Genomic DNA, 26,248 nt, shown 5'->3' with positions numbered 1-26,248 from the left:
AGGGCCCAGGCGGCAGGGCTCAAGCGGCAGGGCCTGGCCGGCAGGGCCTAAGGGCGCAGGGCGTCGACGGCGGGTTCGGCGGACCTGGGCTCGGAGAGCGGCGCTGCTGCGGGGTCGGCCGGGCCCGGATCCTCGGTTCTGTCGCCTCGACCGAGCGTCAGCAGAACGACAGCGCCGACGAGGGCGAACGCCGCCGCGATCGTGAAGTCGAGACCGTACCCCGACGACGACACCGCGATGCCGCCGAGCACCGATCCGGCAGCGATCGACAGCTGGATCGTCGTGACGAAAAGCGCAAGGCTGCCCTCGGAGCCGCCCGGTGTGGCAGTGGCCATCCAGGTCTGCATGCCGAGCGGCATCGCACCCCAGACGAAGCCCCACAGGGCGAGCAGCACGAAGACGCCCGGCACCGACCAGGCGAGGATCGGCAGCAGCACGATGGCCACGGCGAGAAGCACCTTGCCGACGGTGAGCGTCGCGACCATGTTGCGCGACAGGGTGGCCCCGGCGACGAAGTTGCCCGCGATTCCGGCAACGCCGAACAGGAGCAGGGCGAGCGTGATTGTGCCCGCGGTGACCTTGACGAGATCCTCGAGGTAGGGGGCGACGTAGGTGTAGGCGGCGAACTGGGCGAGGAACACGAAGACCGTCGCGATCAGGCCGATCCGAGCGCGCGGCACCCGCAGCAGACCGCCGAGGGTGGCGAAGCGAACGCGCTGCACCGCTGGAATCGACGGCAGGAGCACGAGTTGGCCGACCAGCGCCAGGGCGGCGAGGGCGGCGCTGATCAGGAATGCGACGCGCCAGCTGGCGAAGCTCGAGACGAACGCGCCGAGCGGGAGGCTGGCGACGGTGGCGACCGAGATGCCGGCCGTGATGATCGAGGTGGCCTTGATCACCGACCGGGCTTCGACGAGTCGGGCGCCCATGCCTGCACCGATGGCCCAGAAGCCGCCGAGGGCGACGCCCAGCAGCATGCGGGCGACGATCAGCAGCCCGAACGTGGGGGCGAAGGCACCGACGAGATTGGCGATCACCAGCAGGACCGTGAGCGACCAGAGAACGGTGCGCCGGTCGACCCGCGAGGTCAGCACGGTCACGACGGGCGAGCTGACCGCCGCCGTCAGCCCGGTCGCCACGACGACGAGGCCCGCGGTGCCGATTCCGATGTGGAGGTCGTCGGCGATCGCGGGCAGAAGCCCGATCGGAAGGAATTCGGAGAGCACCAGCACGAACGACCCGAGCGCTACCGAGAGCACTCCGAGCCAGCCGCGCCGATCAGGCGTCTGAGTCATGCTCACCCCAAGCGGTGCTCCGAGTGATCCATTCCCGCGTACCGTGAGATCGTGCCGCACGAGACGACCGAGCCGAGGATCCCGGTGCTCGGCATTCCGACGCCGGTCACCATCGAGGCTCTGCTCGCGTCACCTCGTCACCGCTACGCCGGTCGGCCCGGCGACGGTGCCCTGCCCCCGACCGAGCTCGGACTCGCTCCGGGGGAAAGCGAGTCGCGCACCTCGGTGACCGTCCGCGGCGGTCTCGGAATCGTCGGCGACCGCTATTTCGGCAAGCCCGCGCATCGGGCGGCCTCGGTGACGCTGTTCGACCTGGACGCCCTCGACGAGTCGGCCCGGGAACTCGGCCTCGACGCGCTCGATCCTCTCGCGACCCGGCGCAACGTGCTGCTGCGCGGCGTCGCTGTCGACCAATTGCGGGGTGCCGTTTTCACCCTCGACTCAGGATCCGGGCCGGTCGCTTTCCGCGCTGGCCGCCCCGCGAATCCGTGCGCGTGGATGGACCACGAGCTCGCACCCGGTGCGTTCGCGGCCCTCCGGGGGAGGGGCGGCATGCGGTGCGAGCCTCTTGCCGATGGCGTGCTGCACATCGGCGCGGCCACCTTCGTGCTGCTTTCTTCTCCCGTGCCTCCGGCGAGGCGCCAGCGCTGATCTTGGGCTGGTCGGGCGCGCCTGGGTTCGACCCGCGGTCGGCGTGGTTTTGCTGACAATTGTTTGATACTTTGGACGCACCCACGGTAAGGATCAGGATCGTGGGGCAGATGGCACTCGTGCCGTCGCGAGGCCGGCCGTTTGGGTCGGCCGGCCTCGCTTTTGGCTTCTCTGTCGTGCCGTCTTCTCTGTGTCTCTTGCCGGTTGCGGTGCTTTGTCGCGGGGCATCCGATGTCGGAGGGCTACGGTGACAGCGTGGATCCCCGAGCCCGTCGTAGTCGTGACCGCCTTTTCGCGGCCGTCCTCGAGCTTGCGGCCTCGGGTCGGGTCGACGATGTCAGCGTCTCGGAGGTCGCGCGGACTGCCGGCGTTACCCGTGACACCTTCTATCGGCATTCCGGCTCGGTCTCGGAGCTGTTGACGATGGCACTTGCGGAACGCCTACTCGACTACCTCGCGGGCCATGTCGGCGAGGAGTATCCGACACCCTCCGAACTGGTCGACGTGTTGGCGAGCGCCGAGCTGGCTCTTCTCCGCCACATCGCCGAACTCGGATCCGTCTATCGGGCAGCCCTCGGCGGATCCAGTGCCGCTCCCGTGCGTCGAGCGCTCACGTCGTTTCTGCAGGAGAACATCGAGGTCGCGCTGCGCCTCTACCCCGAAATCGCCCCCCTTCCCGAGGACGAAATGGACGACCTCTCGCGGGCGATGATCGCCTCCTACGCCGCCTCCGGCACGGTGGGCGCCATCGAGGTGTGGCTCCACTCCGGTGACCTCGACGACCCGGCCGGCGCGAGTCTCATCATCGCCGCTGGAGCACCGACCTGGTGGCGGAAGGCGACGGGAAAGAACGCCTGACTGCTTCTTCGGGGGTCTGGAGAATCCCGGGTGCGGCTCGTAGACTTCTCACTGGAAGCACCGAGGGTTCCGGCCGAGACGCCCTCAGTGCTCGACCCGTACCGCTCTTCCTTCGATCACTCTCTTTTGTGCGACTTTCGCGCACCCTGTTCTGAGCCGGAAGGGCTGTATGCACGACCTCACCATCGAATTCGTCGTCCGCGATCACTCGGGAGCCATCGCCGCCCTCGTGACACCGGACGGCGTCATCGACGCCGAGGCGGCCTCCGATCAGATCGCCCGAGGCGAAGCGCACTACTTCGCAGGCCCCGACTCCTACGCGCGCACCCGGGTTCGATCGATCCCCGCTCTCGGCGGCCCGTACCTTTACGCCAACTGGGACGGCACGCGGCGCAACAACCTCCACGACCTGGCCCGGGGTCTCGCGCGCATCGACCGCCGTACGGCCGCTCGCCTCGTCGCCGCGCGCGGCCCGTGGTTCCGGCGCCTCTTCGGCCACGCCAAGGCCTACCTCGCGGCCTGAGCTCTCGGCCGTCTGACCACCGGGCCGCGGCGGCCCCTCACGCCCTGCGATAAACTCCGACCATGTCGGTCTTCGCAGTCTTCCTCGCCATCGTGGCGGGTCTCATGGCCATCGCCCTCGTCGCGCTCTTCGTGACCCTCGTCGTCCTGGCGGTGCGCGCCCGAGGCAATCGCCGCTCGGTGCAGTACCGCCCCGGCGCCGAGCGTTAGCTATCGAGTCGGTGGGCGGTCGCGACACCGCTCACGTCAGGCTCGTCCGGTTGACGAAGGCAAACGATGGCCCCGATTATCGCCGCGTGCGAGGGGCTGATAGTTCTGGCCGTCTTATTTGTTCGGAGGCACAATCTGTCCGCCGAGGAGGCCGATGAGGAGGCCGACGAGGTTTCCGGTGGCCACGTCCGAGAACCAATGCGCGCCGATGTGCAGGCGCGAATATCCGACCGCTAATGCGAGGGCGGTGATGGCGATTCCACGGGTGGGGTCGGCAACCCACACTCCAGTGGCGAGCGCGGCCGCGGTGGCGGTGTGCCCGGACGGGAACGAGGGGCTCGTCGGAGTGTGGTTGAGGTGCCGGTGCGTGAGGCCGCGCAGTCGGGGTCGGGGAGCGCGAATGGCTGTTTTCGCGACGAGGTTTGCCAGCGTGGTGGACACGACGAGGGTGAGAGCGCCCCGGCGGGCTGCCACTCTGCCGTTTGCTCCAGTGAGGGCGACTCCGAGGATGACCGCAGCCCAGAACGCGGTCTTGTCCGCGCTGCTGGACAAGGCGAAGAGGCCGTTATTTATCCGGGAGGGGACATGGGTGTTGTACACGCGGTGTCCCACGGTCTCGTCGAGGGCGCGGACGAACGACGGAAAAAGAGAACGGCGAGACCGGCGAGACAAGGGAGACATGGGTGCCTTTGTTCGGTGGAGCAGTGAATCGGGGAGACGTCAGGAGTTATGAGCACCGTCGACCGATCGCGGGTCGCGCGAGGAACTGGTGACGAGGTCTACGCGCTCCTTGAGGACGTCCCCTGTTACCCGGACATCGTCCACGAGAGTGTTCACGCGGATCCGGACGCGTTCTACCGGGACGACCTCGGTCGCAATGACGATCTGTTCCTCGTGTAACACGATGTCCAGGTCGCGAGTTTCCGCGGTGCTCCTCGGCAGTTCCTGGTATCCGTTCTCGCCTAGCGGCTCTCGAGTGAAGCGGAGTTCCTCGCGGCGAACGGTCACGGTGACCGTTCTCTCCTCCGTGACGATGACCTTCTTCACCCGCACCCGTTCTCTCGGAACCGAAAAAGTGCTGACGCTGAGGCGTTCCTCGAGGCGGGTGAGATGAACACCCGAGTCGTCATCGACACCCGGCAGATCGGGGACGGACTGTGCGTCGGTCATCGAGTGGCTCTTTCGGTCCTGATCGGCGGGAAGCCGGTCGTGGTCGGGTCGGTGGACGTCGATCGGAAGGGGGAGGGTGGTGCGGGCGGCGGTTAGGGGACGCCGCCCGCACCGGTTTCGAGGCTCGGCCGAGTTACAGGCCGAGACCCACTTTGTCGACCTTGCGGTGGTACCGCATCCCAGTGAGCCCACCGAGGATCGCCCCGACAAGAGCGAGGATCACGACGAGAACCAGGCTGATGATGCCGCCGGCGGTCATGTTTCCGTCGATGCTTCCGGAGGGGATTGTTCCGAGTTTTGACAGGACGTCGAACTGGCTACCGGCGATGAGACCGATGATCGCGAGGATCACGGTGACGATGACCGCCCACAGCCAGACGGCGACGCCCTGACGAATACCGTTGAAGCGAGCCATCCGACCCGCGACGTAGCCGCCGGCGAAGTAGGCGATGAACACGACGACGAGGAGCACGATCGCGCTCACGATCGTCGTGGTCGTCGCGTTGTCTTCGGCGGCGTTCTTGGCGTCGCCGTTGGTCGCGGCGACGCCGACTCCGATGCCGGAGAGGATCCCGAGCAGCAGCACGGCGAGCCCCGTGGCCGTCAACCAGCCGAAGAAAGCACTTCCGAACTTCATTCCGCCGAACTCGGCCTTCTCCCTCGCCACGACCGACTGGCGGTCGTTGGCGAGGGTGTCACTGTTCGCACCGTACTGGCCTCGCTCGGCATCGTGTTGTCCGTCGTCGCCGCGGGTTCGGTTGTCTTCGGCCCCGGGGCCGCCAACGCTGCTGCTCATGTGATTGTCTCCCTCTGTGATCGCGATTAGACGCGGTCGGCGTCGAGGTCACCGGTGGTCGTGCGACCGGCGGTGTGGGTGTCGTCCTCGAACTCGATCTGTTCTTTGCGGACGTCCTCGGTGACTGTCTGCTGCTCGGTGACTTCTTCGGTACCGAGCTTGATTCGCTCGACGGGGACGGCTTCCTTGTCGACGACGACCTTGTCTTCGTGGAGGACGACCTCGTGTTCTTCCTCCGTGAGGTCCCCACCGGAGAGGGCGTCGCCGCGGTTGGCCTCGCTGATGGGCTCGCGGGTGATGGTGACCTCGTCGTGAGAGACGGGGACGGTGCGGGTCTCTTGCTCGGTGACGATGTACTTGCGAAGTCGCGCCTTGCCGGCTTCGGTCTGGCGAGTGCCGACGTGGAGCTGCTCCTCGGAACGCGTCATCGCATCGTCCGTGTTCGCGCCCGACGTGTCGTGACCTTCGGTAGAGCGTCCCGTTTCGGTTTCTGCGTACTCGCCTGTCACAGCGGGTCCGGTGGGGGCGTCCTGATCGTAGACGGGAGGGTTGCCGTAGAGGTCGGCCTGATCAGTGGTGGTGTCCTCGAGGCCGTAGTGGGCGTAGAGGGCGGACTCCTGCTCGAGGGTCAGGTAGCCGTCTTTGTCGTCGGAGTGCGGGGCATCCTTGACCTGGTCCTTGGTGTAGGGGACCTGGACGTCGTTGCCCGTCACGGTCGCCTGGCTGAGGGGGACGAACGATTCGCCGGAGCCGAAGAGGCCGGTGGAGGCGGTGACCCACTCGGGTTCACCGGTGCGGTCGTCGGTGAAGATCTGGCCGATGGAGCCGATCTTCTTGCCGTCCTGGGAGACGACATTGCCGTTACCGGAGAGCAGGGTGTTGATTTCGTCGGTGCTGATCACGATGATCATTCCTTTGCGGATTGTGGACAGAACCTAGGAGTTCCGTCCGGTCGAGGTGGTGTCGGGTGTGATGTGGTGCAGGCATGCCGAGGGGTCTCTTCTAGCGAGACCGTTCGGGCGATGAAGGGCTAGAAAAGACCCCTGTGGCTGGCAATGAAATGGCGTGCTGCCGGCGATGCTCCTCCCGTCGGAGGCAGTTGATGCCGTAGAGCTACTTCCGGAACGTGGACCGGCGTCCATTCCGGGTCTTACCGGTTTGGCCGGTGGCGCCTTTTCGGCTGTTCCGGAGGATGCCCACGATCGAGACAACGACGGGGAGGTACTTCAGGAGGCGGATCATCCGGTTCTCGTCTTCTACTGGAGGCGGGTCTTTTTGGCAGTGCGGGCGCGAAACCCACCCGAAATCTGGATCAGTGCAGGCACTTCGAATCCGAGCAGCTGGTCGAGGGCTTTGAGGTTCGACTGGATGGCGTCTGAGATGACCTTGGGCGAGACGCCTCGGCGAGCCGTCGCACTGATCTTCAGTACGTTCGTGCCTTTGACATCAAAGGAGCTGACGGAGGAAGACACCAGGTCGTCTCGCCGTTTCAGAGCCTCTAGGAGTGCTTCCTTGGCGACGCCGGCTTTGATGATCGTGGACCCGTGTTCGGTGGTGTCGTCGTGGAACAGCTCGGTCGTGTGGCCGTTGCCCTGCCTGACGATGAAACGCACCAGCAGAATCACGAGAATCAGCAGGACTGCAACTACGGCGAGGTCGAGCCAGCTCGACCCGGTCGAGAAAAGGGGCACGGCCGAGAAAGTGGTGGAGACATTCTTCGACACGGCAGGTGCCGTCGACTTCCACGATGAGGCGAAGCTCGGCAGAACACCGAGAAGGATCGCCGTGGCAGCCAGGATCAGAACGACGAGGCCGACGATGAAGAGGAGAAGCCGGTTGGCGCCGCGGTTGGTGGTGTTCATGCGCCGACCTTCCCGGTCTTCCGGATTTCGATCTTTGAGGTGAGCTTCGGGGTGACGTCGTATGTGGCGAGCTGTGCGTCGACGGCGTCCTTGATTCGGCCCTCGTCGACGGTCCGTCCGGTGATCGGGGTCATCTCGACCACAGCACGGTGGTGGGTGACGCTGACCCGAGTGTTGTCCGGGTCCGTGTTCGCCGCATACGACGCATGGCGCGCGAGAGCGGATGCGATGACCTCGTTATCGATCACCGTCACCGCTCGGTCCGTCTGAATCAGGTGTCGCGGTCGCCGTCCGGAGGCGAACGACACGATGATCAGCCACAATCCGACGAGGGCGAGGACGATGCCGGCTGTGACAAGGATCCAGAGGGGAAGCGTGTTTGCCCTGACAAGCGCGTTGGCTGCGTTGCCGGGTGTGACGAGTAGCGGCTTCTGGTCTGAGATTGAGAGGATGATCTCGATCATCGCCGAGACGGCCACGAGGATCAGGATCACGGCCAGGAGGATCGCGAGGACCGCCCGGGGCGAGTGGGTTTCCCGGCGCGCGATGCGCGAATACGTGGATTTCGTACTCATCGGACGCGCCTATTTTCGTGAATAGTGACCCCGGTGATTTTGATGATTACTCGAGCGACCTGGCTACCGGTTAGATCCTGCACACGGGTGCGGATCTGTTCCTGGGCCGTCTTGGCACGGCCGAGGAGCGGCCCGCCCTGCTGGTCGACGACGCCGGGTTCGTCCTCGATCTGAAGGAGCGAAGGGACCCGGATGGGAGTCGACACGGTGAGAGAGAGGCAGCCGTCGTCGTCGTCGAGGTTGACCGATACCTTGTACGATTCGACGCCGAGGGCGTCGGCAGTGACGGCCGAAACGACCCGGTCCAATGCACGGGGTGCGATCTTGGTGCGCCCCGGCGGTTTCGCCCACTCGTTTTGACCGGTGGTGCGGGTCGTTTCGGTCATCGTCATGAGGAAGAGCGCTTTCCCCTGAAGACGTCCAGAAGTGCCGAGAACTCGATGTCTCCGGCCACAATGCGACCGATAATCGCGCCGACGGCCATCGCGAGAACAAGAAGGATGAACGCGCCGAAGCCGAGGGTCATCCAGGTGAGGACGAGAGCGGCGGCGATGGCGATCCCAGTGACGGTGGGGGTCACTTGACGCGGCTGTCGGACTCGTCGTCGTCATCGTCCGAGGGGACAAAGACGTCGGCGATAGTCACGTTGATCTCGGCGACCTCCATGCCGACGATGTTCTCGACCGCGTCGGCGACCGCGTTGCGGACGTTGTCGGCCAGATCCTGGAGGGCGACGGGGTACTCGGCGGTCAGGGTCACATCGACGGCGACCTGCGTCTCGCCGACCTCGACGCTGATGCCCTGGGCGAGGTTGGTCTGTCCAACACGGTCCCGGAGTGCACCAATGGCACGCCCGGCACCGCCGCCGAGTGCGTGGACGCCGCGGACCTCGCGGGCTGCAATGCCAGCGACCTTGGAGACGACGGCGTCGTTGATGTTGGTCGTGCCGGACTCGGTGGTGCTCGACATGGAGACGGCTTTCGACGCGGTCGGGGGAATTACGGCGTTGGGGGTGGGGGTGGTGTTCGACATGACGGTCTCCTGAAGTTTGTGATGTTCGCGACACCGTGTCGGCGTCCTGAAAATGCCACTGCCCCGAGTACGTGGTGGCCCTCGAATGAGGGGCAGCTACTAAGGAAACGAGACGAGATGGCTATTCGTCACACAGTTGCTTCAACATTTTTCTGCGGCCCGGTCGGACTGGGCGTTAGCCAGTGGTGTAGGCGATGGTGACCTTGACGCTCATGTCGTGGCCCGTGAGCGCGAGTTGCCTTCGAATCCGGGCGCAAACGGCTTCGCCGATATCTGACGCCGGCGCAGACATATCGATTCCGATGGACGCAGAGACCGCCTGTCGTGCCTCATCGACAACGACGTGAGCCGCGGGTACGGGAAGGTGGAGGCCGGTGAGAACGCGACGCCCCGTGTCTCTGCCCGGGATGACGCGGGTGGGCAGATACAGGCCGGTGACACCGGGTGTCGATTCCACCAGGGCGGTCAACGTTGCAGCGAGGTCGATCTCGGTCGTGGCCATTATCTGTTGCCCTCGGGGGCAGTATGCACGTCGCTGATCGTCACTGTGATCGCCCGGATGGTCAGGTCGGTGTTTCGTGCCAACGTGTCTTGAATGGCGTCCCGGAGTCGCTCGGCTGCATCGGGGATGCTGTTCCGCCAGATGACGGTCGCGTCGACTTCGACGGTGATCGGCTCGTCGATTACGGTGACGTCGCCCACGAGGGCACTTCGTCCGACGAGAATCCCATGCACCATGTCGCCCGCGGCGCGGATCAGTCCACGGACGGCGCCCTCTGTGATCACGAGTTCTGTCTGGCGAGTGACACTGCGGTAGGGGATTTGCCGCCCAGTGCGAGAGTCCATGGAGATGTTCTGGAGGAGGGCCACAAGCCACGAGTCATTTCGCGGCTCCTCGAGCGCCGCCTCATCCACGAGATAGGTGGCAGTGAGTGATCTAAGACGGATGAGGGCGGCCAGGGCAATTTGGCAGGAGGGCGACGTGTCGATCACCGGGTCCTGGGGGGTCATGCCCGCCTCGAGGTAGTCGGCGAGGTCGTCAATGGTGTATCCGTCGAGATCCTCGGGTTCGAGGGCGAGAACAGCGGAGGCAGGGACATCGCCTTCGAGGAGGTGCTTTACGGGGGCGTCTGGGGCCGGGTCGGGGGTGGTGTTCATCGCCAGGCCTCCATTTCGCGAATCATATTTTTGCGGGCCCGAGAAAGCAGTCCCCGCACCGTGCTCAGAGGCTGACCCATCTCGGTGGCAATGTCGTCGTAACTGTAGCCACCCAGCTCCTTGAGCACCCAGCACTGTCTCTGCTCCGCCGGCAGGGTAGCGAGAGCCACACCGATGGCCTGTTGCCGACTTGCCGCTTCGGCGGAAGATTCCGGGCCGTCCTCCGGGCGGGTCAGCTGGTCATGGTCGTCGATGGATGCATGATCGCGTCTCGCTCGAACCCGATCTATGGCCTTCCGCGACGCGATGGTGAGAAGCCAGCCGCGGATCCGAGACGTTTCTTGCAGGCCCGGCAACTGCTGCCACGCGGTGAGAAACGTTTCTTGGGCGACGTCGTCGACGTCAGTCGAGGATCCGAGAATGCGGCGGGCGTACACCCTGACGACTGGTTCGTGTCGGCGGACGAGCGTTGCGAAGGCGCGCACGTCACCATCGCCGGCCCGGCGGGCGAGGACGGGGTCGTCGACGTCTTCCAGGAGGAAGTGTGTCTCAGTGACGGGCATCTCAGAGATCCTCGACTGTGGTGGCGAACAGACTCCTCGAGGCACGAACACCACAGACGTCTTCTAAGCACTTGCCGGCGATGGCCCTCCAGAGGCCGCCCTTGCAGTACGTCACGGAACTGTTCCTTTCGCTGTGCCGGTCTCCTCGAAGAGGGAGGCCGTCGCGGACTTACGGTGTAAGCCTCCCGCGACCTTACAGTGTAAGTCGAGTTAGTGTTGTGCGGTCGGGTGCGACCGGGGCTCCAGCCCTGTTGTCAGCGAAAATCCGCAGATCTGCTGAGGGAACTAGCCGTGAACAATTCGAAGAAGCCGAACGGGATCGCCGCGGCCTCCGCGAAACTCAGTCGCGACCTGATCGTCGATACCGCACTCGGGCAGGTTGACCGTCTGGGTGTGCAGGGGTTATCGATGCGGTCTCTCGCGCAGGAGCTCGGCGTCGAAGCGATGTCCCTCTACCGGTACGTTCATGGCAAGGAAGATCTGCTTGAAGGGATCGTCGCCTCGCTGATGAGCGACCTCACGTCTCAGCTCGACGAGGCTGAGGGAGATCATTGGCAGGCGTTCCTTCAAACAGTTGCTCACGCGGTGCGTCGCATCGCGACGGAGCATCCCAAGGCGTTCCCACTCGTTGCAACCCGTCACCCAGCGGCACCGTGGCTCCGGCCGCCCCTCCGGAGCGTGAAAGTGGTCAACACGTTTCTCTCGGCCTTGATCGAAAACGGCTTCACCGACGCCCAAGCCGTCGATGCCTATCGGGCGTTCAGCAGCTTTCTCCTCGGCCAGCTCCTTCTGCAGTCTGTAGTCAAAGGAGCTGAGGCTGGGCCCGCGGAAGAGCCCTTGGATGAGGGAGGTGCTGCGATCCCGGAAGGCGACGGGAATGTCTCACTCGACGTCGCACCAGAAGTCCAGCGCCTCCGTGTGCTGTTGAGTCAAGACCGGAGTGACGAAGAATTCGAAGTCTCTCTCGAAGCGCTCCTCGATCGCTTGGATCGCGAGCTTTCTCAGTAAAACCGCCTTATTTGATAACGAACTGGCGGGAAACACGCGTCGCTATCGTGGGTCTGGCTCGTCTCCGCGAGCGCGAGTGCGCAAGTAACCCAGCCACACCCGCCGGGGATACTCGCTCCTTACATTGGCATCCCCTGCACCGCTAAAGCTCGGCGTCGGGTGGCCCTGACAGGAACCAATCCGTCGGGAGCTCGAGGTATGGCAGTGTTGCGTCATGCAGGCGTGGGGGAGCGAGAGCCGGGTCCCGGCATGGGGTGAGCAGTCGGCTTTGTCGACTCGACGCCGCGGCTCTGCATGGGCAGTATCAGGCATCGTCGTCGCCGCGACGGGGCTTACGGCAGCATTGATCGGCGCGGTGCTGGGGGTGGCCGCGCTGCTGGGCAGCGGGCTCATCTATGCCGCCAGCCAGGGGGCGGCCGGTCACGGGCACCTGTTCAGGGAGATCGCCCGGATCGGTGGCTTCTATGTCGTCGTACCGTTGGCCGTGGTTGCAGTGGCGTGCACGGTGACAGCGTGGCGGCGCACGCGTGCGCGGGACCGGTCACGTTCGACGACGATCGTTGCAACCGTGTTGACGTCATGTCTTGTATTTGTGTCGCTGGTCATCGCTCTAATCGCGAGTTGACAGATCGGCTCGAACTCATTCACCGCTTCCTGCGACGCGCGGTGCGGCGCACAAACATCAAAGCGAGCGCATCGGACGGGAAACGACGATTTTGCTCACCGAGCTCTGGTCAATCGCGGTGTGGATACGGAGTAAAAAGTTGTCCGGCAGCCCCTCGCTTATGGGAGGGAGTCACTTGCTGGGTGCCGCTTTGGGGAGGCTCGACGATGCGAAGATTCTTCAGTGATAACCACATTTCTCGTCAACCATGCGTCAGCGGTTCGTGTGCTTTTCTGGGTCGCTCTGGCCCTCCTGTCAGTTGTTGGTTGGCTTGGCCATCGCCTCCAGGCACGGCGGGCTCTCGTGGCGCTTTCGGTAATCAGTCTTGCGGGGGTCTTGGTCCTGACGATGACGCCGTCTGGAGACGGTGGTAACGGGACCTTCTGCACGGTTCAGTTATCGATCCCCTTCCAGGGAATCGATACTCTCGCCAACGTCGCACTCTTATTTCCATCCACTCTTTTCTTAGCAGTCCTGATTAAGCGACCCGCGAGGGTTGTGTTGGCAGCGTCGGCTTTCTCCGCGGTACTAGAGCTGATCCAGTCGCTGCTGCCTAACCTGGGGAGGGCGTGCGACACGAACGACTGGTTCATGAACACGGTGGGAGCCGTCCTGGCCGCTTTAGTCGCTGCTGTAATCGTCTTCGCCGACCGCCGTCGGCGTCGCTTTCGAGGATCCGCTGGAGGTCACGTCACTGCCGTTCCTCTCAAGTAGCCCGCAAGTGCCGGATGCGTTAGGAGCGGACGCCCGTGTCAGCGGACTCGGCACCGGGTTGTCAGGGAGTGTTGGCACGAACTGCGGGCTGCGGGCGCGGCCTTTACGGTGAAGACATGTCTATTGCTCTTACTCGCCTCGATCCGTTCGTCACCGACCGTGAGGCGCTCGTAAATTTCATGACGAGTAATGAGTTCCCCTTTCATGTTCTGTCCCGCTTGACGCGGGAGGCCGTTGAGAAGGCGATCGCTGATGGGAAGTACCGTGACGAGGACAACGACTCGTTCTGGGTCGACCACGCAGAGCTCGGCCGGATTGGATTCCTCCGCCTCGAAGACCTCACCGAGCCCGTTCCGATCTTCGACTTGCGTTTGGACGGGGCCTTCCGCGGTCGAGGCCTTGCGGCTATGACGCTTCGGGCCGCTGCAGATTATGTCTTCTCTACGATGCCGGAGGTGCGCAGGTTTGAGGGTCAAACGCGTGAGGACAATGTTCCAATGCGGAAGACTTTCCTTCGGGAAGGCTGGGTGAAGGAGGCACACTACCGCGAGGGGTGGCCGGTGGAAGGGGCGGAGCCGCTTGCAGCAGTCGCCTACGCGATCATCCGCCGTGATTGGGAGACAGGTCAGACGACCACGTTTGTCTGGGAAGACCTCGTCAAATGACTGGTGCTACCAAAAGACGAACCAGTTGAGTGAGCAGACTCGTCATTGGGCGAAGGATCGGCTATCGCGTGCTAGCTCTGCCCGGCTGTGTGGGCTGTTCCGATCCGTGTGGTCCCGTCGACGGCGTACAGGGGAATGTCCTGTGTCGTTGACGAGGGTGACTGAGCTCCCGCGGATGGCGAGGGGGCGGCTTGCGGTGTGTCTGCGCGACGCGTGTAGCCGGTGATCGCATTACCTTGTGGGTCGGTGCCGGTTGTGGCGATGAGGTCTGGCCTGCCGTGCTCGTTGGGGAGGCCGTAGGTCTTGCCATGGGAGTTCGTCGCCCACGGGACCGTGTTCTCGTCGGTGGCGGCGATCCTGATCTCCCACTGTGTGCCCGGTGTGGCAATCACGTCGAGGTGCGTTCGGTCGGCCGCCATGTTGCCGCCTTCGGTAGCCCCGTGCGTGCGGGCAGCATCAACGAGCGATTGGTCGCAGGTGATGGTCGTCAGCCCTACTACGGTGACTGTGCCTCGGCTGAGGCAACCAATCTCCACCTCCACTGTTGAAGCCCCTCGGGGTAAGGCGTCGAGGGTGACCGTTGCTGACCCCGCATGCGTTTCGATGATCGGTGTGCCGTGCGTCGTGATGACGACACTCCCCGGTGCGCCGAGGACTGCAGCTGTGGCCGCGGATGCCCCGCCGAGAGCTAGAGCGGCAAGGGGAAGTGCGATCGCGAGCTTGCGATGCCGTCGCCACCACGGGCGAGGCGCCCCGCGGGCCGCATCCACTTCGTTGCGGAGGGCAGCTTCCACCGCATCGGCGAAAACTGGGTCGAGCGTGGGAGTCAAGGGGTAGTCCCTTCGATGTTGCTGGCGGCAGCAGCGGTGAGTGTGGGGTTCAGGCTCGGATGGCGTCTGAGGCGGACGCGCGCGCGATGCAGCCGCGTTCGGGCACCGGTCTCAGTGAGCCCGAGCTCTCTTGCTGCCGCGGCCACGGTCAGTCCCTCGTACGTCACGAGTGTGAGCAGCGTGAGGTCCTGGGGAGGCAGGTTGCGCATTTCCGCGAGCAAGGCCGGATCCAGTGAGGCGACGAGGCTGGCGTCTTCGTGCTGACGATCGGCACCCGGCGCTGGTTCAGTTCGCGGGAGCGTGCGAAGGAGCTGGTCATGCCGCGCGGTTTTCCGGGTGACGTTACGAGCGGTGTTCGTCGCCGTCACGAGAAGCCAGGCGAGGACCGACCCATTGACGGTTCGGACCGACTCCCGGCGACGCCAAAGCTCAAGGAACGCCGTCGCGGTGACATCTTCCGCATCTTGAACGGCACTCGTCAATCGGTAGGCGTGGCGGTAGACACGGTCACGATGTTCGATGAACAGCGACCCGAAGGCGTCGCTGTCACCGTTGAGACTCCGCTGCCACAGCGAATCGTCCGTGCTTTTTACTCCCATACCCAGAAGTGTCGCGAACCCCCCGCCGTGTTGCACCTCCGCGTCATGCAATACGGCGCACTAACAATCGGCCTCCAGGACCGTCCAGATTCTGTCCGACAGGCCATCTTTCAGCGGATCAGTCGGACCGTCGTTCCGATCGGGCCGAAGCTCGAGGTAGCACCGTCGGCAGCGAAGCCGTTTCGTCGGTAGAACGAGTGGGCGCGCGGGTTGGCAGCCGCGACCCACAGCGACGCCGGACGTTGACCAAGCACAGCATCCAGTAACGCTTGTCCTGTGCCACTTCCGTGCGCGCACTCGAGCACGTAGAGCATGCTCAGCTCCTCTGGCCGGACGGCATCCGGTTCTTTCATGGTGGTCCGGACCGCGGCGAAGCCGATCACACCGGCTCCTGTCACGGCTACCGCAGTCCTGAGGGTCTGGTCCTCAAGGTTCGAGGACCACATGCTGACGCGCCTGCCGACGTCGAACCACGGGCTGGTATCTGGGTCGTCTACCAACCGCCCATAGGTTTCACGCCAGGAGGTAGCGTGCACGCGGGCAATGCTTGCCGCGTCTTCGATGGTTGCTGACCGGATCACGGCGGTAGCTGAATCACGCACGCCCATGTTCTGACTGTACCGATCCACGCGGCGAGACGGGTCGCATAGCTGATGGCACTCGGCTCGCTGTTTCCGTTGGGATTAGATATCGAGGCGTTGGGAAGGGCCAGTCGTCACAGTACGAATGAGGCACTGCCACGACCTGAACGGCATCGCTATAAATGATCCGGCCAGGGGTCCGCGAGATGAGCTGCACCCAGGGGACGTCGTACCGGTCCAGGAGGTCGAGGTACGGGATGGTCATGGCGAGGGCATCGACGGCATCGACGGAGAACCAAGCCCGTGCCCCGGGGTTGCGGCTCTGGTCGTAGCAGTCAGGGTCAACGCTCGACGGATCGATGTACTCCGTGGTTGCGCGAAGATTCGCTTCCTGGTGCCACTCCGCGTCCTCTGCGGTCAATATGGCGTGGTCACGCAGCCCATTGGCAAGTGCGAACACCCCAGGGTAGCGACCGTGCCGGTTAGGCACGGCGCTTTGGTACCGCACGAAGTTCTCCATGACGCCGAGGGTACGACGAAGCCGAACCATCCCATTTAGCGATCGTCCGGCGGACTCGGTCAAGCGTTCCGGGTGAGCTGGTCGAGACCGGTAGTGAGGATGTCGGTCAAAGTCCTGGCGTAGTCGCCGGCCGGGTCGAGATCGGGGTCGAAGACAGTGATCGAGATCCCGATCGCGTGAGGTGCAAGGTGATGCAAAAGGGCTGTCAATTCTGCCGCGGTGAGGCCGCCGGGATCGGGGCTGTCGACCGCCGGCATCACGCTCGGGTCCAGAATGTCGACATCGACCTGCAGCCAGTAGCGGGTGCCGGCGACTGCGCGGACATCTGAAGCAAGCTGTCCTGGTGTCCTGGCCTGCGCCTCCTTGGCTGAGACCACGAGGCCGAGGAGGCGGGCGGCCTCTGCTGCCTCCTCGTCGTCTTGACGGTGGCCGACGTGCACGGTGTGCTGAGGGTCGAAGTACGGACCGGCGTTGTCGATGTCGGCGATCGCGGACCAGTGCAGTCCGACCGCAGCCGCGAGGTCCTCACCGGCGACGCTGGCGCATTCGTGGCTGTTACCGGGGTGACGGAAGTCGGTGTGACCGTCGAGGTGGACGAGACCGATGCCGTCTCGCGGAGACGTCGCCAGGCCGATGCCGAGAAGGACGCTGCAGTCCCCGCCGAGGACGAGAGGGATGTCGCCTGTGTCGAGCAGGGCGGTGATGCGTCTCGCGAGGCGACGAGAGTGGTCGATCATCGCCTCCTGGTTGCGGACGACGCCGGAGGGTCGGGTCAGGTCGTCGTCGACGTAGCGGCCGGCGAGCACGACGCCGGCGTCTAGCGCGCCTGCCCCTGTCAGCTCCGCCATCAGCCCGGCCTCACGAAGTGCCTCGGGTGCCTTAGAGGCGCCTGGTGTGCTGCCGGGCTCGGGCGGGCGAAGCCCGAGATTGCTTGGGGCGGAAAGGATCGCGATCACATACTCAGCGTGGCAGAGCCCGTAGCATCACGGTTGCCGTCCTGAATGGGGATCGGCCATCGAGACACTGAACTACAAGTGGCGAGTGGTGCCGGTGTTCCCGGTGAGCTGAGGTGCGTCAGAGTCGTTTAGTTGTAGCGGTAGCGGGAAAGCCTTCGAGACCGGTGAGCAGCATTAGGAGGCCCGCCTCAAAGGCTTGTTCGTGTGTTGGGGCAACGGGCTGCTCGACCACTTCTGGTGAGGCCTCGTCCGCGTCAGGGTCCGCCTGTTGCTCAAGGGCGCTGCCAACGGTGAACCTGCTTGCAGCGAGCATCCCCGTGATTGCATCCTGCTCGGCCACGCCAGCCTCGATGAGGAACGCGAACTTCTGTAAAAGCCGTTCCCTGGAAGCGCCATCAGGGACGGAGCCGGCATGGAGGCGTGCCCCGTCGCGATGTGCCAGGAGGGCGCCGCGGAAACTCCGGTAGTTCTCCAGGAACCACGACTTCCAGTCGTCGCCCACCTGCGGCAACGGAAGCTCGTCGTGCCGCTGCAGCGCCGCCGCCGCCATGGCTGCCAGGAGCTCCTGCTTGTTCTTGAAGTGCCAGTACAGGGACGGCTGCTCCACCCCGAGTCGCCGAGCAACGGCACGGGTACTGACCCCATCCAGACCCACTTCATCGAGCAGCTCCAACGCTTCCCAAACCACTGCAGCTCGATCGATCTTCGCCATGCTTGACAATCTATCACCGATAGGCGCACACTCCGAGAACGGTAACTATCACTGATAGAGAAATGGAAGCAGCGTCATGGTCGCGGAAAAGAAGAAGTCGTTGAAGGTACTCATCGCAGGCGGCGGAGTCGCCGGTCCTGCGCTGGCGTTCTGGTTGGCGCGAGCTGGTCACCGGGTCACGGTGGCGGAGCGGTTCCCGGCGCTTCGGGCGACGGGTGCGCAGGTCGACCTGCGAGGGCAGGGCATTGAGTCGATCACCGCCATGGGCCTGCTCGAAGAGGTCAAGGCTCACCTGGTGGCCGAGCCGGGGGTCGCGTTCGTGAGCAGGTCGGGACGACGGCTCGGGGCGATCATGGCGAACACGTCGGGTCAGGGCAAGCAGACGCTCACTTCCGAGTTCGAGATCATGCGCGGCGACCTCGTCCGTATCCTCTACGACGCTACGCGAGAGGACGTCGAGTACCGGTTCGGGCTGACGGTCGACGCGTTCGACCAGAAACAGGACAAAGTCACCGCCCATTTCTCCGATGGCTCCGAGGAGACCTTTGATTTGCTCGTGGGAGCTGACGGTCAAGGATCCAGGATCCGACGGGCCATCCTCCCTGAGGGAGCGGACGTTTATTGGCGGACCGGTCTGCACATGGCGTACTGGTTCGTGCCCCGAGTCGCTTCCGACAGCGACATGAGAGAGACCTACGCCGCGTCGGGTGGCCGGCAGATCATGCGGCGCAGCCACAACGCGGCCGAGACGCAGGCGTATTTCATCGTCCGCGACTCATCGACTGAGGCCTCCGCGATCCACCGCGCGCCGATCGAGGACCAACAGCGGTTCTGGGGCGACCGCTTCCGGAATGCCGGTTGGCAGACGCAGCGGTTCATCGACGGTATGAAAGAGGCGCCATTTTTTTACTCGCAGGAGGTGTTGCAGGTCCGCACCGGCACCTGGTCGAAGGGTCGCGTTGTACTGCTCGGGGATGCTGCGCACTGCGCCTCGCCCTATAGCGGTATGGGCATCTCCGGTGGGCTCGTCGGGGCGTACGTCCTCGCGGGTGAGATTAACGCCACACCCGATGACTTGGAAGCGGCCCTCGGTCGGTACGACTCGACGCTTCGCCCCTTCGTCGACGAGATCCAGGCTGCCGTAAAACCTCGTCTGCTGGCGTTCGGGTTCCCGCGACGGAGAATCGCTGTCGCTGCGCTCCAGGCGGCGTTCTCCGTGGCCTGCGCCCTCCGCATCCCCGAACGCATTGCGGCACGAGCCACGACGGATCGAGGTGGTGCGTGGGCTCTGCCGGGCTATGAGCAAGCATCGGCTGAACCGTCGGCGCAACACAGTCCTGCAGACCTCGCCCGGTAGCCGACCGCCTGGTGAGACGTCGTCAACGGCTTGGCGGAGGAACAGGGCAACCATCGCGATGGTTACCTGCACGACGATCAGAATCCGAATCCCGACTAGGTGAGAGCCGGCGCCACCGGGGTACTGCGCCTAGTTAGCTCCGATCCAGCCCTTGGGTGTCAGGCCACGTGAACTCCGTGAGGACGAGGTTTTGACGGCCATCGATGAGCTCGCGTGCAATGTCGAGGTGGCCGGCATGCGCGGCCGTCTCCGTGATGACGTGCAGTACCGTCGCCAACACGCTCCGCCTGGGGGCCCATGGGTAGGCGGAAAGTGCTTGCGTCGGGGGGAGTGTGTCGAGCGGCGTGGCACGGATGATGTCATCGGAGCGTGCGGCCGCTACTTGGTACTCGTTGACGACGAGTTGTCGGGCGGGCCACGGCGTCGGGTGCCACACATCGTCGTCAGTGGGCAGGTCGAGTGCTTCACCGGCGACGACCCCCTGGAACCAGAATTGTTCGACGTCGATGGTCAGATGACGGATCACACCAAGTGGTGCCCAACCCGAGGGAACCATGGATCCTGTCATTGCTTCGTCGGGTAGTCCATCGAGTGTCTGCAGGACACGACGGCGCTGCTCATCCAGGGTTGACAGCAGGCTGTTAAGCAGATCGGTCATCGCCCCAGACTCTGCGGATTGCTCGTAAATCGCAATCCGCAAACCACCGCTGTTCCAAACAAAATCAGATGGGGCCTAGTGGCGAGCACGCCGGGATGGTGCCGGCGAGCCCGCGCGGAAGCGTGTTTAGCGCCCGGTGGCCGATCCCCGACCGACATTCATTCCGTACTGACCCGACCTACCGAGACGTCTCCACTCGCGCAGCTACGGGGATGGGCTCGACGCACACGATCGTTCGAACCGGACGCAAGTGCGCGACGCGTGCGGGTGGTCATAAGTGGCTTAGGTGGACCGTGCCGTTGATCAAGAACGGGGGGACGATGTGATGTTCGACGAGTTGTATCGCGACGACAGCTTGCACGATTGTGAAGAACCAGACCGCTGCGACGGAGAGCCACGTCCACCCGATCAGACGATCAGTGCTCAGCCGGGCGATGCCAAGGGTGTGATGTCGCGATCGATTCTCATGCCCCTCGCCAGTCGGGCTGGTGCCCCTTTTTTGAGATGTCTGCTGTGTGCCATGCTCTCGGTGACGACGGGGGCAGTGTGCGGCGGGTGCTGGCGTGGGTAGTGGTGGCTGTTGCTGCCGTAGTCACGGGTGCCGTTCTGGTGGCGTCGCGGACCGGGTCCACGGTCCCGTTGCTGTTCGTCATAGCCGCGTTCCCGCAGCTTGCGTTTTTCGGGGTCGCCCTCGTCTCGGCCGCGGTGGTCGTCCTCGTGGCCAGAGCTCACCTCCGGATCGTCACGGCCGCGGGGCTTATCGTGCTGATGGTCAGCGCCGGACTCGGCATCGGTTCGACTGCCGACAGGCAGGCGCCGGCTACAACAGCAGCGAGTGCTTCCACGAAGGCAGGTCAGCTTCGAATCCTGTCGTGGAATACGAACCAGCAAGACGTGACGGCGCAACATCTGGGCGAGCTCATGGACTCGGAGCAGGCTAACGTGGTCGCCCTGCCCGAGTACTTCACCGGCATCGCGGAGGGGACGCTGGCCGAGCTCGCTCAGCGGCACAACATGCAGATCGTCGGGACCGATTCCTCTTCGGCAACGTTGCTGATCTCCAGCCGCTTAGGCAGCTACTCCGTCGTTGATAAGGAAAGGACGCCCGCTTGGGCGGGGTTTGTCGCGACGTCCGATGATCCCGCTGCCCCGGCCATGTTGGTGGCGCATCTGCAGCGACCATCACTGCTCGATTCGAGCGCCTGGCAGGATCACCTTGCTTGGGTGAAACAAGAGTGCACCGACCGGCGCAACATCGTTGCCGTCGGTGACTTCAACGCCACCGTCGCGAATCTAGACGGAGACCGGCTCGGCCACTGTCAGGACGCCGCGTCCTCCCTGGGGATCCAGTCAACGGGAACCTGGCCGGCAGCGCTGCCTGCTTCTCTCGGTGCAGCCATCGACCACACCTTCGTCGGGGCTGACTGGGAGCCCGTCGCCTTTGCGGTGCTCGACAGTCAGGCAGCCAAGGGTTCTGACCACCGGCCCATCGTCGCCGTACTCGATCCCAAGGGCTCGTAAATCGTCTTAATAGCCGATCGGCTACCGAGACAAGGAGGCCGGGTGCGACCTGTCTTGCTCGCAGCGTCGCGGTTTGCCAGCGTTGGCGCATGGGCGACGACGAGATCACGCTGAGTCGAGTGCCCGGGTTCCGCCCGTACTGGTCTGCCGCGACCGTCTCGTCGTTCGGATCGGCGGTGAGCGCGGTGGCCGTGCCGGTTCTCGTGGTGACGGTGCTGCACGCTAGCCCGTTCGAGGTGGGGTTGGTGAACGCTGCCCAGTTCCTGCCGTATGCATTGTTCGGTCTGATCGTCGGCGCCTACGTCGATCGATTCCGACGAAAGCCACTGCTGATTTGGGCGAGTGTCGGTCGTGGCGTGTGTCTGGGCGCGATTCCGGTGCTTTGGTTGACCGGGCTCTTGAACCTTTGGGTGACGGCGGCGGTGTTGTTCGTCTTCGGCATCTTGTCCGTTGTGGGTTTTGCCGCGACGCAGTCCCTCCTTCCTCGGATCGTGCCCCGCTCGCTCCTCCTGGCAGCCAATGCGCGGGTGGATCAGAGTGATGCGGCAGCGCAGACGGTGGGCCCAGCTCTCGGAGGTGTCCTGGTCGGCGTGGTGACTGCTCCAGTGGCTATAGCGTTCGACGCGGTGAGCTACTTCGTTGACGCTGTCCTTCTTGCCCGGGTCCACGTTGTTGAGCAGAAGGCAGCACGTGTGGCGGGTGCGCGGCTGCGGAGCGATATCGCTGATGGTCTGCGGTGGACGTACGGTCATGCGGTGCTCGCACCACTGGCGCTGTCGACACATTTTTGGTTCTTCGCCAATGCCGCCGGAATGACGATCTTCGCGACACTCGCGCTCCGCACTCTCGCGCTCCCAGCGGCCGTGTACGGGGGCATCCTCGCCGTCAGCGGCGTCGCGATGCTCCTCGGCGCCACGGCGGCGCCGCGCCTCGGAGCCCGCTTCGGTGCAGGCCGGACGATCATCGCCGCTCGAGCCGCGTACCCGATCGCGTGGGCGGCCATAACGCTCACGACCGTTACCCTCGGCGTCGCAGCATCGCTGGCGACTGTCGTGGCCTTGTTTGTCGCGTTCGCTGTGCACGGCGCTGCTGCGGGCTGTGAGAACGCGAACGAAATGAGCCTCCGTCAGACCGTCACACCCGATGCGCTTCTCGGCCGGATGAACGGCACGATGCGTAGCGCGAACAGAACTCTTGCGGCTGCGGGAGCAGTGAGTGGCGGCGCTCTGATGACCGTCGCTGGGGATGGCGTCGCGCTGCTCGCGGTGACCCTCGTGTTCGCTGTCGCCGTCGTCGTGGCGATCTGCTCACCCCTCAGGACGAACGCTGTTCTCTAGAGAATTCCCTATCCACCGCCGTTTTTTATCGTTGTTGGTCGGTTGGCCGATGGCTGTATCAGGCCAGCGCGAAGAGGCGGAGGGGCGGCATCGAGAGGCCGCTCCTCCGCATCGGGGTCACTCGGTGTGACGACGCCGGCGACGCAGCACCAGAGTTCCGGTACCGGCAAGGAGGAGCAGTGTCGCGAGCAATGCCGGTCCAAACGGCGACTGCGCTCCGGTCGCGGCCAGCATGCTAGTTGCCGGGGTCGTCGGTGTGCCGGCGCCCTGAGTCGCTGGTGTCACGGTCGGGGTCGGGGATGGCGTCGCGGTCGGTCCTGGCGTGGCTGCAGCAATCAGCGGGCTCTCGGTCATCGCCGTGCCGGTGAGGCAGTGCTTTAGCTCGGTCTCCTTGACCCAGTTCGACCCTGCGGCGACCGCACGGCATCCGGCGGCGAACGCGATCTCTCGCTCGTTGTAGAGCATGCGGACGAGCGGCGTGTAGGCCGCTCCGGTGGCGGGGTCGATGCCCGCTCGCGACACGACGTCCCACTGCACGTTCGCAGCCATCGGCGTCACCTGGGAGCCTCGCCACGGGTTGGTGGCGTACTCGAACACGTCGGTGTCCGATGCCGGAGCAGCGTTGTCGGGCGCGGCAACGGTGGATCCTGGAAGACGCAGCAGCGCAGCGAACGGGATGATCGTCTCGGCGTGCGCGAAGCGGAAGGTCGCGACCACGTCGCCGCCAGCGACGCGGGCGTCGATCGTCGCGAAGAAGTCGTCGAGCAGGGGCTTGGCGACCGAGTACGTCTCGTCATGCCCGGCAAGGCTCGGGCCCTTCTCATAGAAGTCCTCGGCGTCGAGCAAGTAGGCGAACCACTCGGCATCGGCCGGCCGCCCTGCGAAGTACTGCGTGAAGTCGAACTCGTGGGGAGCGACGTTCTCCTCGTGCATGTCGGCCGCGATGATGTCGAGGTTGTACAACGCCATCGCCGCATCGACGGTGCTCTTGATGGACTTCTTCGGATCACCGCAGGCATCGGGATCGGCCTTCGTGTCGGCGCCGGGCGCGCACGTCACCTCGCCGCCCTTGGTACCGTCGGCGGTGTTGTACCAGATGTGTGCCTTGTCCGTGCCGATCGCGGCGATGAACTGGGGCGTGAAGATGCCGGAGAGCAAGTCGTCCGCCGCCTCGACCGATCGCGGCCTTGCCTCGATGTACTGCAAGGCCGCTGCGATCGTGCCGCCGTCGCCGGTCTGATCGGCGATGTAGTCCTCGTACGCCTGGGCGCGCTCGCGCTCGGGTGACCCCTCGGCCTTGTCGGTGCCGTCCGGGTTCTCGACCTCGTGGAAGTAGAGCAGATCAGGGCGCGGTTCGAGCTTGACACCCGCGATCCCGAATCCCTTCAAGAAGTTTTCGCCTGACTCCGTGGCGCGAGGCTCGACCGATGTCTCGGCGACAACACGCCCGCCCGACTTCGCCGCATCTGCGAACAGCGGCGCGTTGCGCTGCGCGGCTCGCGCTCCGATGCCTCGGTGCTGGGCAGCGCCCTGACCGGTGAGCATGCCGTAGCCGTTCGCGACGTTCGCCGCTGTGATGGCATCCAGGTTCGCGGAGAACTTTCTCCCGATCTCCGGCGTCAGGAACCCGTTCTCGGCTTGCGCGGTCACAGCGAGACGGTGCAGCAGCGCGTCGTACTTGTATGCGGAGAGCCCCCGAGATCCGTGTCGGGCGACGGACTCCGTAGCGACGGGTGCGTAGCCTGTCGGTGCAGGCGAGTAGGCGTCGATGTCCGACTGGCTGGGGGCGATGTAGGGCTGCTTGCTGCTGTAGAAGGGGGCCTCGTCGGCGTGTGCCGGTACCGCGAGCATCAGCGAGGCGAGGGCAGTGACGGCAACGCAGGTCAGTACGGTGCGAGTGTTCATGGGTACTCCGATATCGGGACTCTCGGGCGGCGATCCGACAAGCAGAGTTAGCGGCAGCGGGTGAACAGCACTTGACCTGGGGTTGACCGAGCGGTGCTACCGGGCGCGGCAACGAGTCTGAGACACCACGAAAGATGCCGGCCCATGACCACCGCGGCGCGGGGCTCCTCGCCGAAGAGCAGGGCCTCGAACCCAATCACGTGTTAGCCCGCCGTCGACCGCCGCCGCCGGGTCGATGAGTCACCACCAGAGCACCACCACCTCGTCCACGTTGACCGGTAGCCGATCGGCTACCGGGCGCCCCTCACTGCCCGACGGGCTTGCTGAACAGGTTGACGACGTTTCCGTCGGGGTCGCGAACCAGCGCGGAGCGGTTGCCCCACGGCATCGTTGTCGGTTCAAGGACTACGTCCTCGGCCTTGAGCTGGAGGGCGGCGAAGTCGACGTCGACGTCCGCAACTTCGAACTCGATGAACACGGATCGGTTCGTCGCAGGGGTCAGTGCTCCGTCGAGCATCGCGACGGTGGCGGCACCGGCAATCGCGAGGTTCGCAGCCGGGCCGCTGAACTGCGCGAACACTGGTGCGGGACGCTCCGCCCGTTGGCCGGTGACCTGCTCGTAGAAAGCAACGAGGTCGTCGAGGTTGTCGGTGATGATGCGGATGGATGCGAACGGCATAGGTTCCTTCAGAGGTGTTGATGAGGTGAAGGCTTCAGCTTCACCGGTCTTCGCGACACCGTCCTGTCGGTGTTTCCGAACGTCTTGCGCCTCGGATCAGTCGTCCATGACGGGCCGTAGCCGTCCGTAAGCTATCGAAAGGTCCTCGGATCGAAGGGTGCGCCGCGGGGGCCGCTCGTCGGTCACCTCGATCAAGAGCATCCGGTCTCCCCGAAACGCTCGCACGCCCTCGCGAAGTCGGCACCAGGCAATCAAGTACCACTGCCCGTCCTTTTCGATCGCCCCCAACGGTTCAACGCTTCGGGTGGAATCCGCACCGCTGGCGGCCTGGTATCGAAGCTTCACAACACGGTCGCTGCGAAGGGCCGCCGCAAACTCAGCCGGTACAACCGCGTCGTTCTCGCTCTCCAGGAAATGCACCCGTGAAGCGAGTCTTCTGGCACGTGACGCGTCCTCTTTCGGCATGACCGCCAGCATTTTTCGGGCAGCAGTGTGGGCAGCTTGCCGAAACGGACTGTGACCGAGCGTCGCGAGCCCGACCATCACCGCAAGGGCCTCATCCAACGTGAACCCGGCGGGGCCGAGCGTCGCTGACGCGTCGATGACGAACCCACCAGTCCGGCCAGGTTCCGCCCAGATCGGAAGACCCGATTGCTGCAGCGCGGAGAGGTCTCGCTCAATAGTGCGGACCGATACCTCGAACCGTTCCGCAAGGCGACGCGCACTTCGCGGCCGCGGTGAGAACGCCCGCAACTCCTCCACGATGCCGTACAGACGATCAGTCCGATTCATTGACCCATCATCCGACAGATCTCTTTCTCTCCCACGTCGAATGGTTCCGCGCGTAGGC

The 26,248-nt window shown here is 64.6% G+C and carries 33 protein-coding genes; 11 read left to right on the top strand and 22 right to left on the bottom strand.

Annotated features, from left to right (window positions below):
- Positions 1 to 47 precede the first annotated feature (47 nt).
- Positions 48 to 1,295 carry an MFS transporter gene (locus VH571_RS01885; protein WP_423263049.1) on the bottom strand — a complete coding sequence of 416 codons (1,248 nt, stop codon included), beginning with the start codon at positions 1,293 to 1,295 and terminating at the stop codon, positions 48 to 50.
- 51 nt (positions 1,296 to 1,346) lie between these two features.
- On the opposite strand from VH571_RS01885, the gene VH571_RS01880 reads away from it, so the two are divergent.
- The 4 genes from VH571_RS01880 (at position 1,347) to VH571_RS01865 (ending at position 3,536) form a co-directional block, all read left to right on the top strand.
- Positions 1,347 to 1,946 carry a molybdenum cofactor biosysynthesis protein gene (locus VH571_RS01880; protein ID WP_423263048.1) on the top strand — a complete coding sequence of 200 codons (600 nt, stop codon included), beginning with the start codon at positions 1,347 to 1,349 and terminating at the stop codon, positions 1,944 to 1,946.
- A gap of 255 nt (positions 1,947 to 2,201) precedes the next feature.
- Entirely contained in the window at positions 2,202 to 2,804 is a 603-nt protein-coding gene (locus VH571_RS01875; protein WP_423263047.1) for a TetR/AcrR family transcriptional regulator, read from the top strand.
- Positions 2,805 to 2,973: 169 nt separating this feature from the next.
- Complete coding sequence (locus tag VH571_RS01870; protein WP_194601682.1) at positions 2,974 to 3,327, top strand: hypothetical protein; 354 nt, start codon at positions 2,974 to 2,976, stop codon at positions 3,325 to 3,327.
- 62 nt (positions 3,328 to 3,389) lie between these two features.
- Positions 3,390 to 3,536: a hypothetical protein gene (locus VH571_RS01865; RefSeq protein WP_423263046.1), complete on the top strand. Its 147-nt coding sequence runs from the start codon at positions 3,390 to 3,392 to the stop codon at positions 3,534 to 3,536.
- Between the two features lie 114 nt (positions 3,537 to 3,650).
- On the opposite strand, the gene VH571_RS01860 is transcribed toward VH571_RS01865, so the two are convergent.
- From VH571_RS01860 to VH571_RS01805, 12 genes are all read right to left on the bottom strand, one after another.
- Positions 3,651 to 4,217, bottom strand: coding sequence for a phosphatase PAP2 family protein (locus VH571_RS01860; protein WP_423263045.1), 567 nt, complete (start codon positions 4,215 to 4,217; stop codon positions 3,651 to 3,653).
- 39 nt (positions 4,218 to 4,256) lie between these two features.
- Positions 4,257 to 4,706, bottom strand: coding sequence for a YsnF/AvaK domain-containing protein (locus VH571_RS01855; protein ID WP_423263044.1), 450 nt, complete (start codon positions 4,704 to 4,706; stop codon positions 4,257 to 4,259).
- 133 nt (positions 4,707 to 4,839) lie between these two features.
- Complete coding sequence (locus VH571_RS01850; protein ID WP_423263043.1) at positions 4,840 to 5,502, bottom strand: hypothetical protein; 663 nt, start codon at positions 5,500 to 5,502, stop codon at positions 4,840 to 4,842.
- Positions 5,503 to 5,528: 26 nt separating this feature from the next.
- Positions 5,529 to 6,404 carry a DUF2382 domain-containing protein gene (locus tag VH571_RS01845; RefSeq protein WP_423263042.1) on the bottom strand — a complete coding sequence of 292 codons (876 nt, stop codon included), beginning with the start codon at positions 6,402 to 6,404 and terminating at the stop codon, positions 5,529 to 5,531.
- A 354-nt stretch (positions 6,405 to 6,758) separates the two neighbouring features.
- Positions 6,759 to 7,364, bottom strand: a complete 606-nt coding sequence (locus VH571_RS01840; RefSeq protein WP_423263041.1) for a hypothetical protein — start codon at positions 7,362 to 7,364, stop codon at positions 6,759 to 6,761.
- On the bottom strand, positions 7,361 to 7,939 hold the full coding sequence (locus VH571_RS01835) for a hypothetical protein (RefSeq protein ID WP_423263040.1): 579 nt from the start codon (positions 7,937 to 7,939) through the stop codon (positions 7,361 to 7,363). Before VH571_RS01835 ends, VH571_RS01840 begins: the two co-directional genes overlap by 4 nt.
- Complete coding sequence (locus tag VH571_RS01830) at positions 7,936 to 8,331, bottom strand: hypothetical protein (protein ID WP_423263039.1); 396 nt, start codon at positions 8,329 to 8,331, stop codon at positions 7,936 to 7,938. Before VH571_RS01830 ends, VH571_RS01835 begins: the two co-directional genes overlap by 4 nt.
- Complete coding sequence (locus VH571_RS01825) at positions 8,328 to 8,519, bottom strand: hypothetical protein (protein WP_123941407.1); 192 nt, start codon at positions 8,517 to 8,519, stop codon at positions 8,328 to 8,330. The genes VH571_RS01830 and VH571_RS01825 overlap by 4 nt, the downstream gene beginning before the upstream one ends.
- The gene (locus VH571_RS01820; protein WP_423263375.1) at positions 8,516 to 8,908 is read right to left on the bottom strand and encodes an Asp23/Gls24 family envelope stress response protein; all 393 of its coding nucleotides are present in this window, start codon (positions 8,906 to 8,908) and stop codon (positions 8,516 to 8,518) included. The genes VH571_RS01825 and VH571_RS01820 overlap by 4 nt, the downstream gene beginning before the upstream one ends.
- 238 nt (positions 8,909 to 9,146) lie before the next feature.
- The gene (locus VH571_RS01815; RefSeq protein WP_423263038.1) at positions 9,147 to 9,473 is read right to left on the bottom strand and encodes a hypothetical protein; all 327 of its coding nucleotides are present in this window, start codon (positions 9,471 to 9,473) and stop codon (positions 9,147 to 9,149) included.
- Positions 9,473 to 10,129 carry a hypothetical protein gene (locus VH571_RS01810; protein WP_423263037.1) on the bottom strand — a complete coding sequence of 219 codons (657 nt, stop codon included), beginning with the start codon at positions 10,127 to 10,129 and terminating at the stop codon, positions 9,473 to 9,475. The genes VH571_RS01815 and VH571_RS01810 overlap by 1 nt, the downstream gene beginning before the upstream one ends.
- Positions 10,126 to 10,692, bottom strand: coding sequence for an RNA polymerase sigma factor (locus VH571_RS01805; protein ID WP_423263036.1), 567 nt, complete (start codon positions 10,690 to 10,692; stop codon positions 10,126 to 10,128). The genes VH571_RS01810 and VH571_RS01805 overlap by 4 nt, the downstream gene beginning before the upstream one ends.
- A 291-nt stretch (positions 10,693 to 10,983) precedes the next feature.
- Between VH571_RS01805 and VH571_RS01800 the strand changes: the two genes are divergently transcribed.
- The 4 genes from VH571_RS01800 to VH571_RS01785 all read left to right on the top strand — a co-directional run bounded on the left by VH571_RS01800 (position 10,984) and on the right by VH571_RS01785 (position 13,743).
- On the top strand, positions 10,984 to 11,700 hold the full coding sequence (locus VH571_RS01800; RefSeq protein ID WP_423263035.1) for a TetR/AcrR family transcriptional regulator C-terminal domain-containing protein: 717 nt from the start codon (positions 10,984 to 10,986) through the stop codon (positions 11,698 to 11,700).
- 268 nt (positions 11,701 to 11,968) lie between these two features.
- Positions 11,969 to 12,325: a hypothetical protein gene (locus VH571_RS01795; protein WP_423263034.1), complete on the top strand. Its 357-nt coding sequence runs from the start codon at positions 11,969 to 11,971 to the stop codon at positions 12,323 to 12,325.
- Between the two features lie 222 nt (positions 12,326 to 12,547).
- Positions 12,548 to 13,078 (top strand): VanZ family protein, encoded by a 531-nt coding sequence (locus VH571_RS01790; protein WP_423263033.1) that lies wholly within the window; start codon positions 12,548 to 12,550, stop codon positions 13,076 to 13,078.
- A 116-nt stretch (positions 13,079 to 13,194) separates the two neighbouring features.
- Positions 13,195 to 13,743 (top strand): GNAT family N-acetyltransferase, encoded by a 549-nt coding sequence (locus VH571_RS01785; RefSeq protein WP_423263032.1) that lies wholly within the window; start codon positions 13,195 to 13,197, stop codon positions 13,741 to 13,743.
- A 71-nt stretch (positions 13,744 to 13,814) separates the two neighbouring features.
- On the opposite strand, the gene VH571_RS01780 is transcribed toward VH571_RS01785, so the two are convergent.
- From VH571_RS01780 to VH571_RS01760, 5 genes are all read right to left on the bottom strand, one after another.
- The gene (locus VH571_RS01780; RefSeq protein WP_423263031.1) at positions 13,815 to 14,573 is read right to left on the bottom strand and encodes a hypothetical protein; all 759 of its coding nucleotides are present in this window, start codon (positions 14,571 to 14,573) and stop codon (positions 13,815 to 13,817) included.
- Positions 14,570 to 15,223: an RNA polymerase sigma factor gene (locus VH571_RS01775; RefSeq protein ID WP_423263030.1), complete on the bottom strand. Its 654-nt coding sequence runs from the start codon at positions 15,221 to 15,223 to the stop codon at positions 14,570 to 14,572. Before VH571_RS01775 ends, VH571_RS01780 begins: the two co-directional genes overlap by 4 nt.
- Positions 15,224 to 15,282: 59 nt before the next feature.
- On the bottom strand, positions 15,283 to 15,780 hold the full coding sequence (locus VH571_RS01770) for a GNAT family N-acetyltransferase (protein ID WP_423263029.1): 498 nt from the start codon (positions 15,778 to 15,780) through the stop codon (positions 15,283 to 15,285).
- 552 nt (positions 15,781 to 16,332) lie between these two features.
- A complete protein-coding gene (locus tag VH571_RS01765) occupies positions 16,333 to 17,229 on the bottom strand; it encodes an arginase family protein (RefSeq protein WP_423263028.1) in 897 nt (298 codons plus the stop codon).
- A 118-nt stretch (positions 17,230 to 17,347) separates the two neighbouring features.
- On the bottom strand, positions 17,348 to 17,941 hold the full coding sequence (locus VH571_RS01760; protein WP_423263027.1) for a TetR family transcriptional regulator: 594 nt from the start codon (positions 17,939 to 17,941) through the stop codon (positions 17,348 to 17,350).
- 76 nt (positions 17,942 to 18,017) lie between these two features.
- Between VH571_RS01760 and VH571_RS01755 the strand changes: the two genes are divergently transcribed.
- Entirely contained in the window at positions 18,018 to 19,298 is a 1,281-nt protein-coding gene (locus VH571_RS01755) for an FAD-dependent monooxygenase (protein WP_423263026.1), read from the top strand.
- Positions 19,299 to 19,431: 133 nt separating this feature from the next.
- On the opposite strand, the gene VH571_RS01750 is transcribed toward VH571_RS01755, so the two are convergent.
- The gene (locus VH571_RS01750) at positions 19,432 to 19,956 is read right to left on the bottom strand and encodes a DinB family protein (protein WP_423263025.1); all 525 of its coding nucleotides are present in this window, start codon (positions 19,954 to 19,956) and stop codon (positions 19,432 to 19,434) included.
- A gap of 639 nt (positions 19,957 to 20,595) precedes the next feature.
- On the opposite strand from VH571_RS01750, the gene VH571_RS01745 reads away from it, so the two are divergent.
- Both VH571_RS01745 and VH571_RS01740 read left to right on the top strand, forming a co-directional pair.
- Positions 20,596 to 21,477 carry an endonuclease/exonuclease/phosphatase family protein gene (locus VH571_RS01745; RefSeq protein ID WP_423263024.1) on the top strand — a complete coding sequence of 294 codons (882 nt, stop codon included), beginning with the start codon at positions 20,596 to 20,598 and terminating at the stop codon, positions 21,475 to 21,477.
- An 89-nt stretch (positions 21,478 to 21,566) separates the two neighbouring features.
- Entirely contained in the window at positions 21,567 to 22,814 is a 1,248-nt protein-coding gene (locus VH571_RS01740) for an MFS transporter (protein WP_423263023.1), read from the top strand.
- A gap of 117 nt (positions 22,815 to 22,931) precedes the next feature.
- Here the strand turns inward: VH571_RS01740 and VH571_RS01735 are convergent, their stop codons facing one another.
- From VH571_RS01735 to VH571_RS01725, 3 genes are all read right to left on the bottom strand, one after another.
- Positions 22,932 to 24,719, bottom strand: a complete 1,788-nt coding sequence (locus tag VH571_RS01735; protein WP_423263022.1) for an LPXTG cell wall anchor domain-containing protein — start codon at positions 24,717 to 24,719, stop codon at positions 22,932 to 22,934.
- Positions 24,720 to 25,023: 304 nt separating this feature from the next.
- On the bottom strand, positions 25,024 to 25,398 hold the full coding sequence (locus VH571_RS01730) for a VOC family protein (protein WP_423263021.1): 375 nt from the start codon (positions 25,396 to 25,398) through the stop codon (positions 25,024 to 25,026).
- Positions 25,399 to 25,494: 96 nt separating this feature from the next.
- On the bottom strand, positions 25,495 to 26,190 hold the full coding sequence (locus VH571_RS01725) for a helix-turn-helix transcriptional regulator (RefSeq protein ID WP_423263020.1): 696 nt from the start codon (positions 26,188 to 26,190) through the stop codon (positions 25,495 to 25,497).
- Positions 26,191 to 26,248 lie beyond the last annotated feature (58 nt).

Source organism: Frondihabitans sp. 4ASC-45 (genome assembly GCF_049472575.1).
In the GTDB taxonomy this organism is placed as follows: domain Bacteria; phylum Actinomycetota; class Actinomycetes; order Actinomycetales; family Microbacteriaceae; genus Frondihabitans.
This window is presented reverse-complemented; position numbering and strand designations above follow the sequence as displayed.

Excerpts from the sequence above, each read along its gene's own strand:
- VH571_RS01770 (WP_423263029.1), bottom strand. The coding sequence starts at position 15,780 with ATGGGCGTGCGTGATTCAGCTACCGCCGTGATCCGGTCAGCAACCATC.
- VH571_RS01785 (WP_423263032.1), top strand. The coding sequence starts at position 13,195 with ATGTCTATTGCTCTTACTCGCCTCGATCCGTTCGTCACCGACCGTGAG.
- VH571_RS01830 (WP_423263039.1), bottom strand. The coding sequence starts at position 8,331 with ATGACGATGACCGAAACGACCCGCACCACCGGTCAAAACGAGTGGGCG.
- VH571_RS01755 (WP_423263026.1), top strand. The coding sequence starts at position 18,018 with ATGGTCGCGGAAAAGAAGAAGTCGTTGAAGGTACTCATCGCAGGCGGC.
- VH571_RS01730 (WP_423263021.1), bottom strand. The coding sequence starts at position 25,398 with ATGCCGTTCGCATCCATCCGCATCATCACCGACAACCTCGACGACCTC.
- VH571_RS01840 (WP_423263041.1), bottom strand. The coding sequence starts at position 7,364 with ATGAACACCACCAACCGCGGCGCCAACCGGCTTCTCCTCTTCATCGTC.
- VH571_RS01805 (WP_423263036.1), bottom strand. The coding sequence starts at position 10,692 with ATGCCCGTCACTGAGACACACTTCCTCCTGGAAGACGTCGACGACCCC.
- VH571_RS01810 (WP_423263037.1), bottom strand. The coding sequence starts at position 10,129 with ATGAACACCACCCCCGACCCGGCCCCAGACGCCCCCGTAAAGCACCTC.
- VH571_RS01750 (WP_423263025.1), bottom strand. The coding sequence starts at position 19,956 with ATGACCGATCTGCTTAACAGCCTGCTGTCAACCCTGGATGAGCAGCGC.
- VH571_RS01855 (WP_423263044.1), bottom strand. The coding sequence starts at position 4,706 with ATGACCGACGCACAGTCCGTCCCCGATCTGCCGGGTGTCGATGACGAC.
- VH571_RS01740 (WP_423263023.1), top strand. The coding sequence starts at position 21,567 with ATGGGCGACGACGAGATCACGCTGAGTCGAGTGCCCGGGTTCCGCCCG.
- VH571_RS01815 (WP_423263038.1), bottom strand. The coding sequence starts at position 9,473 with ATGGCCACGACCGAGATCGACCTCGCTGCAACGTTGACCGCCCTGGTG.
- VH571_RS01865 (WP_423263046.1), top strand. The coding sequence starts at position 3,390 with ATGTCGGTCTTCGCAGTCTTCCTCGCCATCGTGGCGGGTCTCATGGCC.
- VH571_RS01820 (WP_423263375.1), bottom strand. The coding sequence starts at position 8,908 with ATGTCGAGCACCACCGAGTCCGGCACGACCAACATCAACGACGCCGTC.
- VH571_RS01725 (WP_423263020.1), bottom strand. The coding sequence starts at position 26,190 with ATGAATCGGACTGATCGTCTGTACGGCATCGTGGAGGAGTTGCGGGCG.
- VH571_RS01850 (WP_423263043.1), bottom strand. The coding sequence starts at position 5,502 with ATGAGCAGCAGCGTTGGCGGCCCCGGGGCCGAAGACAACCGAACCCGC.
- VH571_RS01860 (WP_423263045.1), bottom strand. The coding sequence starts at position 4,217 with ATGTCTCCCTTGTCTCGCCGGTCTCGCCGTTCTCTTTTTCCGTCGTTC.
- VH571_RS01760 (WP_423263027.1), bottom strand. The coding sequence starts at position 17,941 with ATGGCGAAGATCGATCGAGCTGCAGTGGTTTGGGAAGCGTTGGAGCTG.
- VH571_RS01885 (WP_423263049.1), bottom strand. The coding sequence starts at position 1,295 with ATGACTCAGACGCCTGATCGGCGCGGCTGGCTCGGAGTGCTCTCGGTA.
- VH571_RS01870 (WP_194601682.1), top strand. The coding sequence starts at position 2,974 with ATGCACGACCTCACCATCGAATTCGTCGTCCGCGATCACTCGGGAGCC.
- VH571_RS01735 (WP_423263022.1), bottom strand. The coding sequence starts at position 24,719 with ATGAACACTCGCACCGTACTGACCTGCGTTGCCGTCACTGCCCTCGCC.
- VH571_RS01835 (WP_423263040.1), bottom strand. The coding sequence starts at position 7,939 with ATGAGTACGAAATCCACGTATTCGCGCATCGCGCGCCGGGAAACCCAC.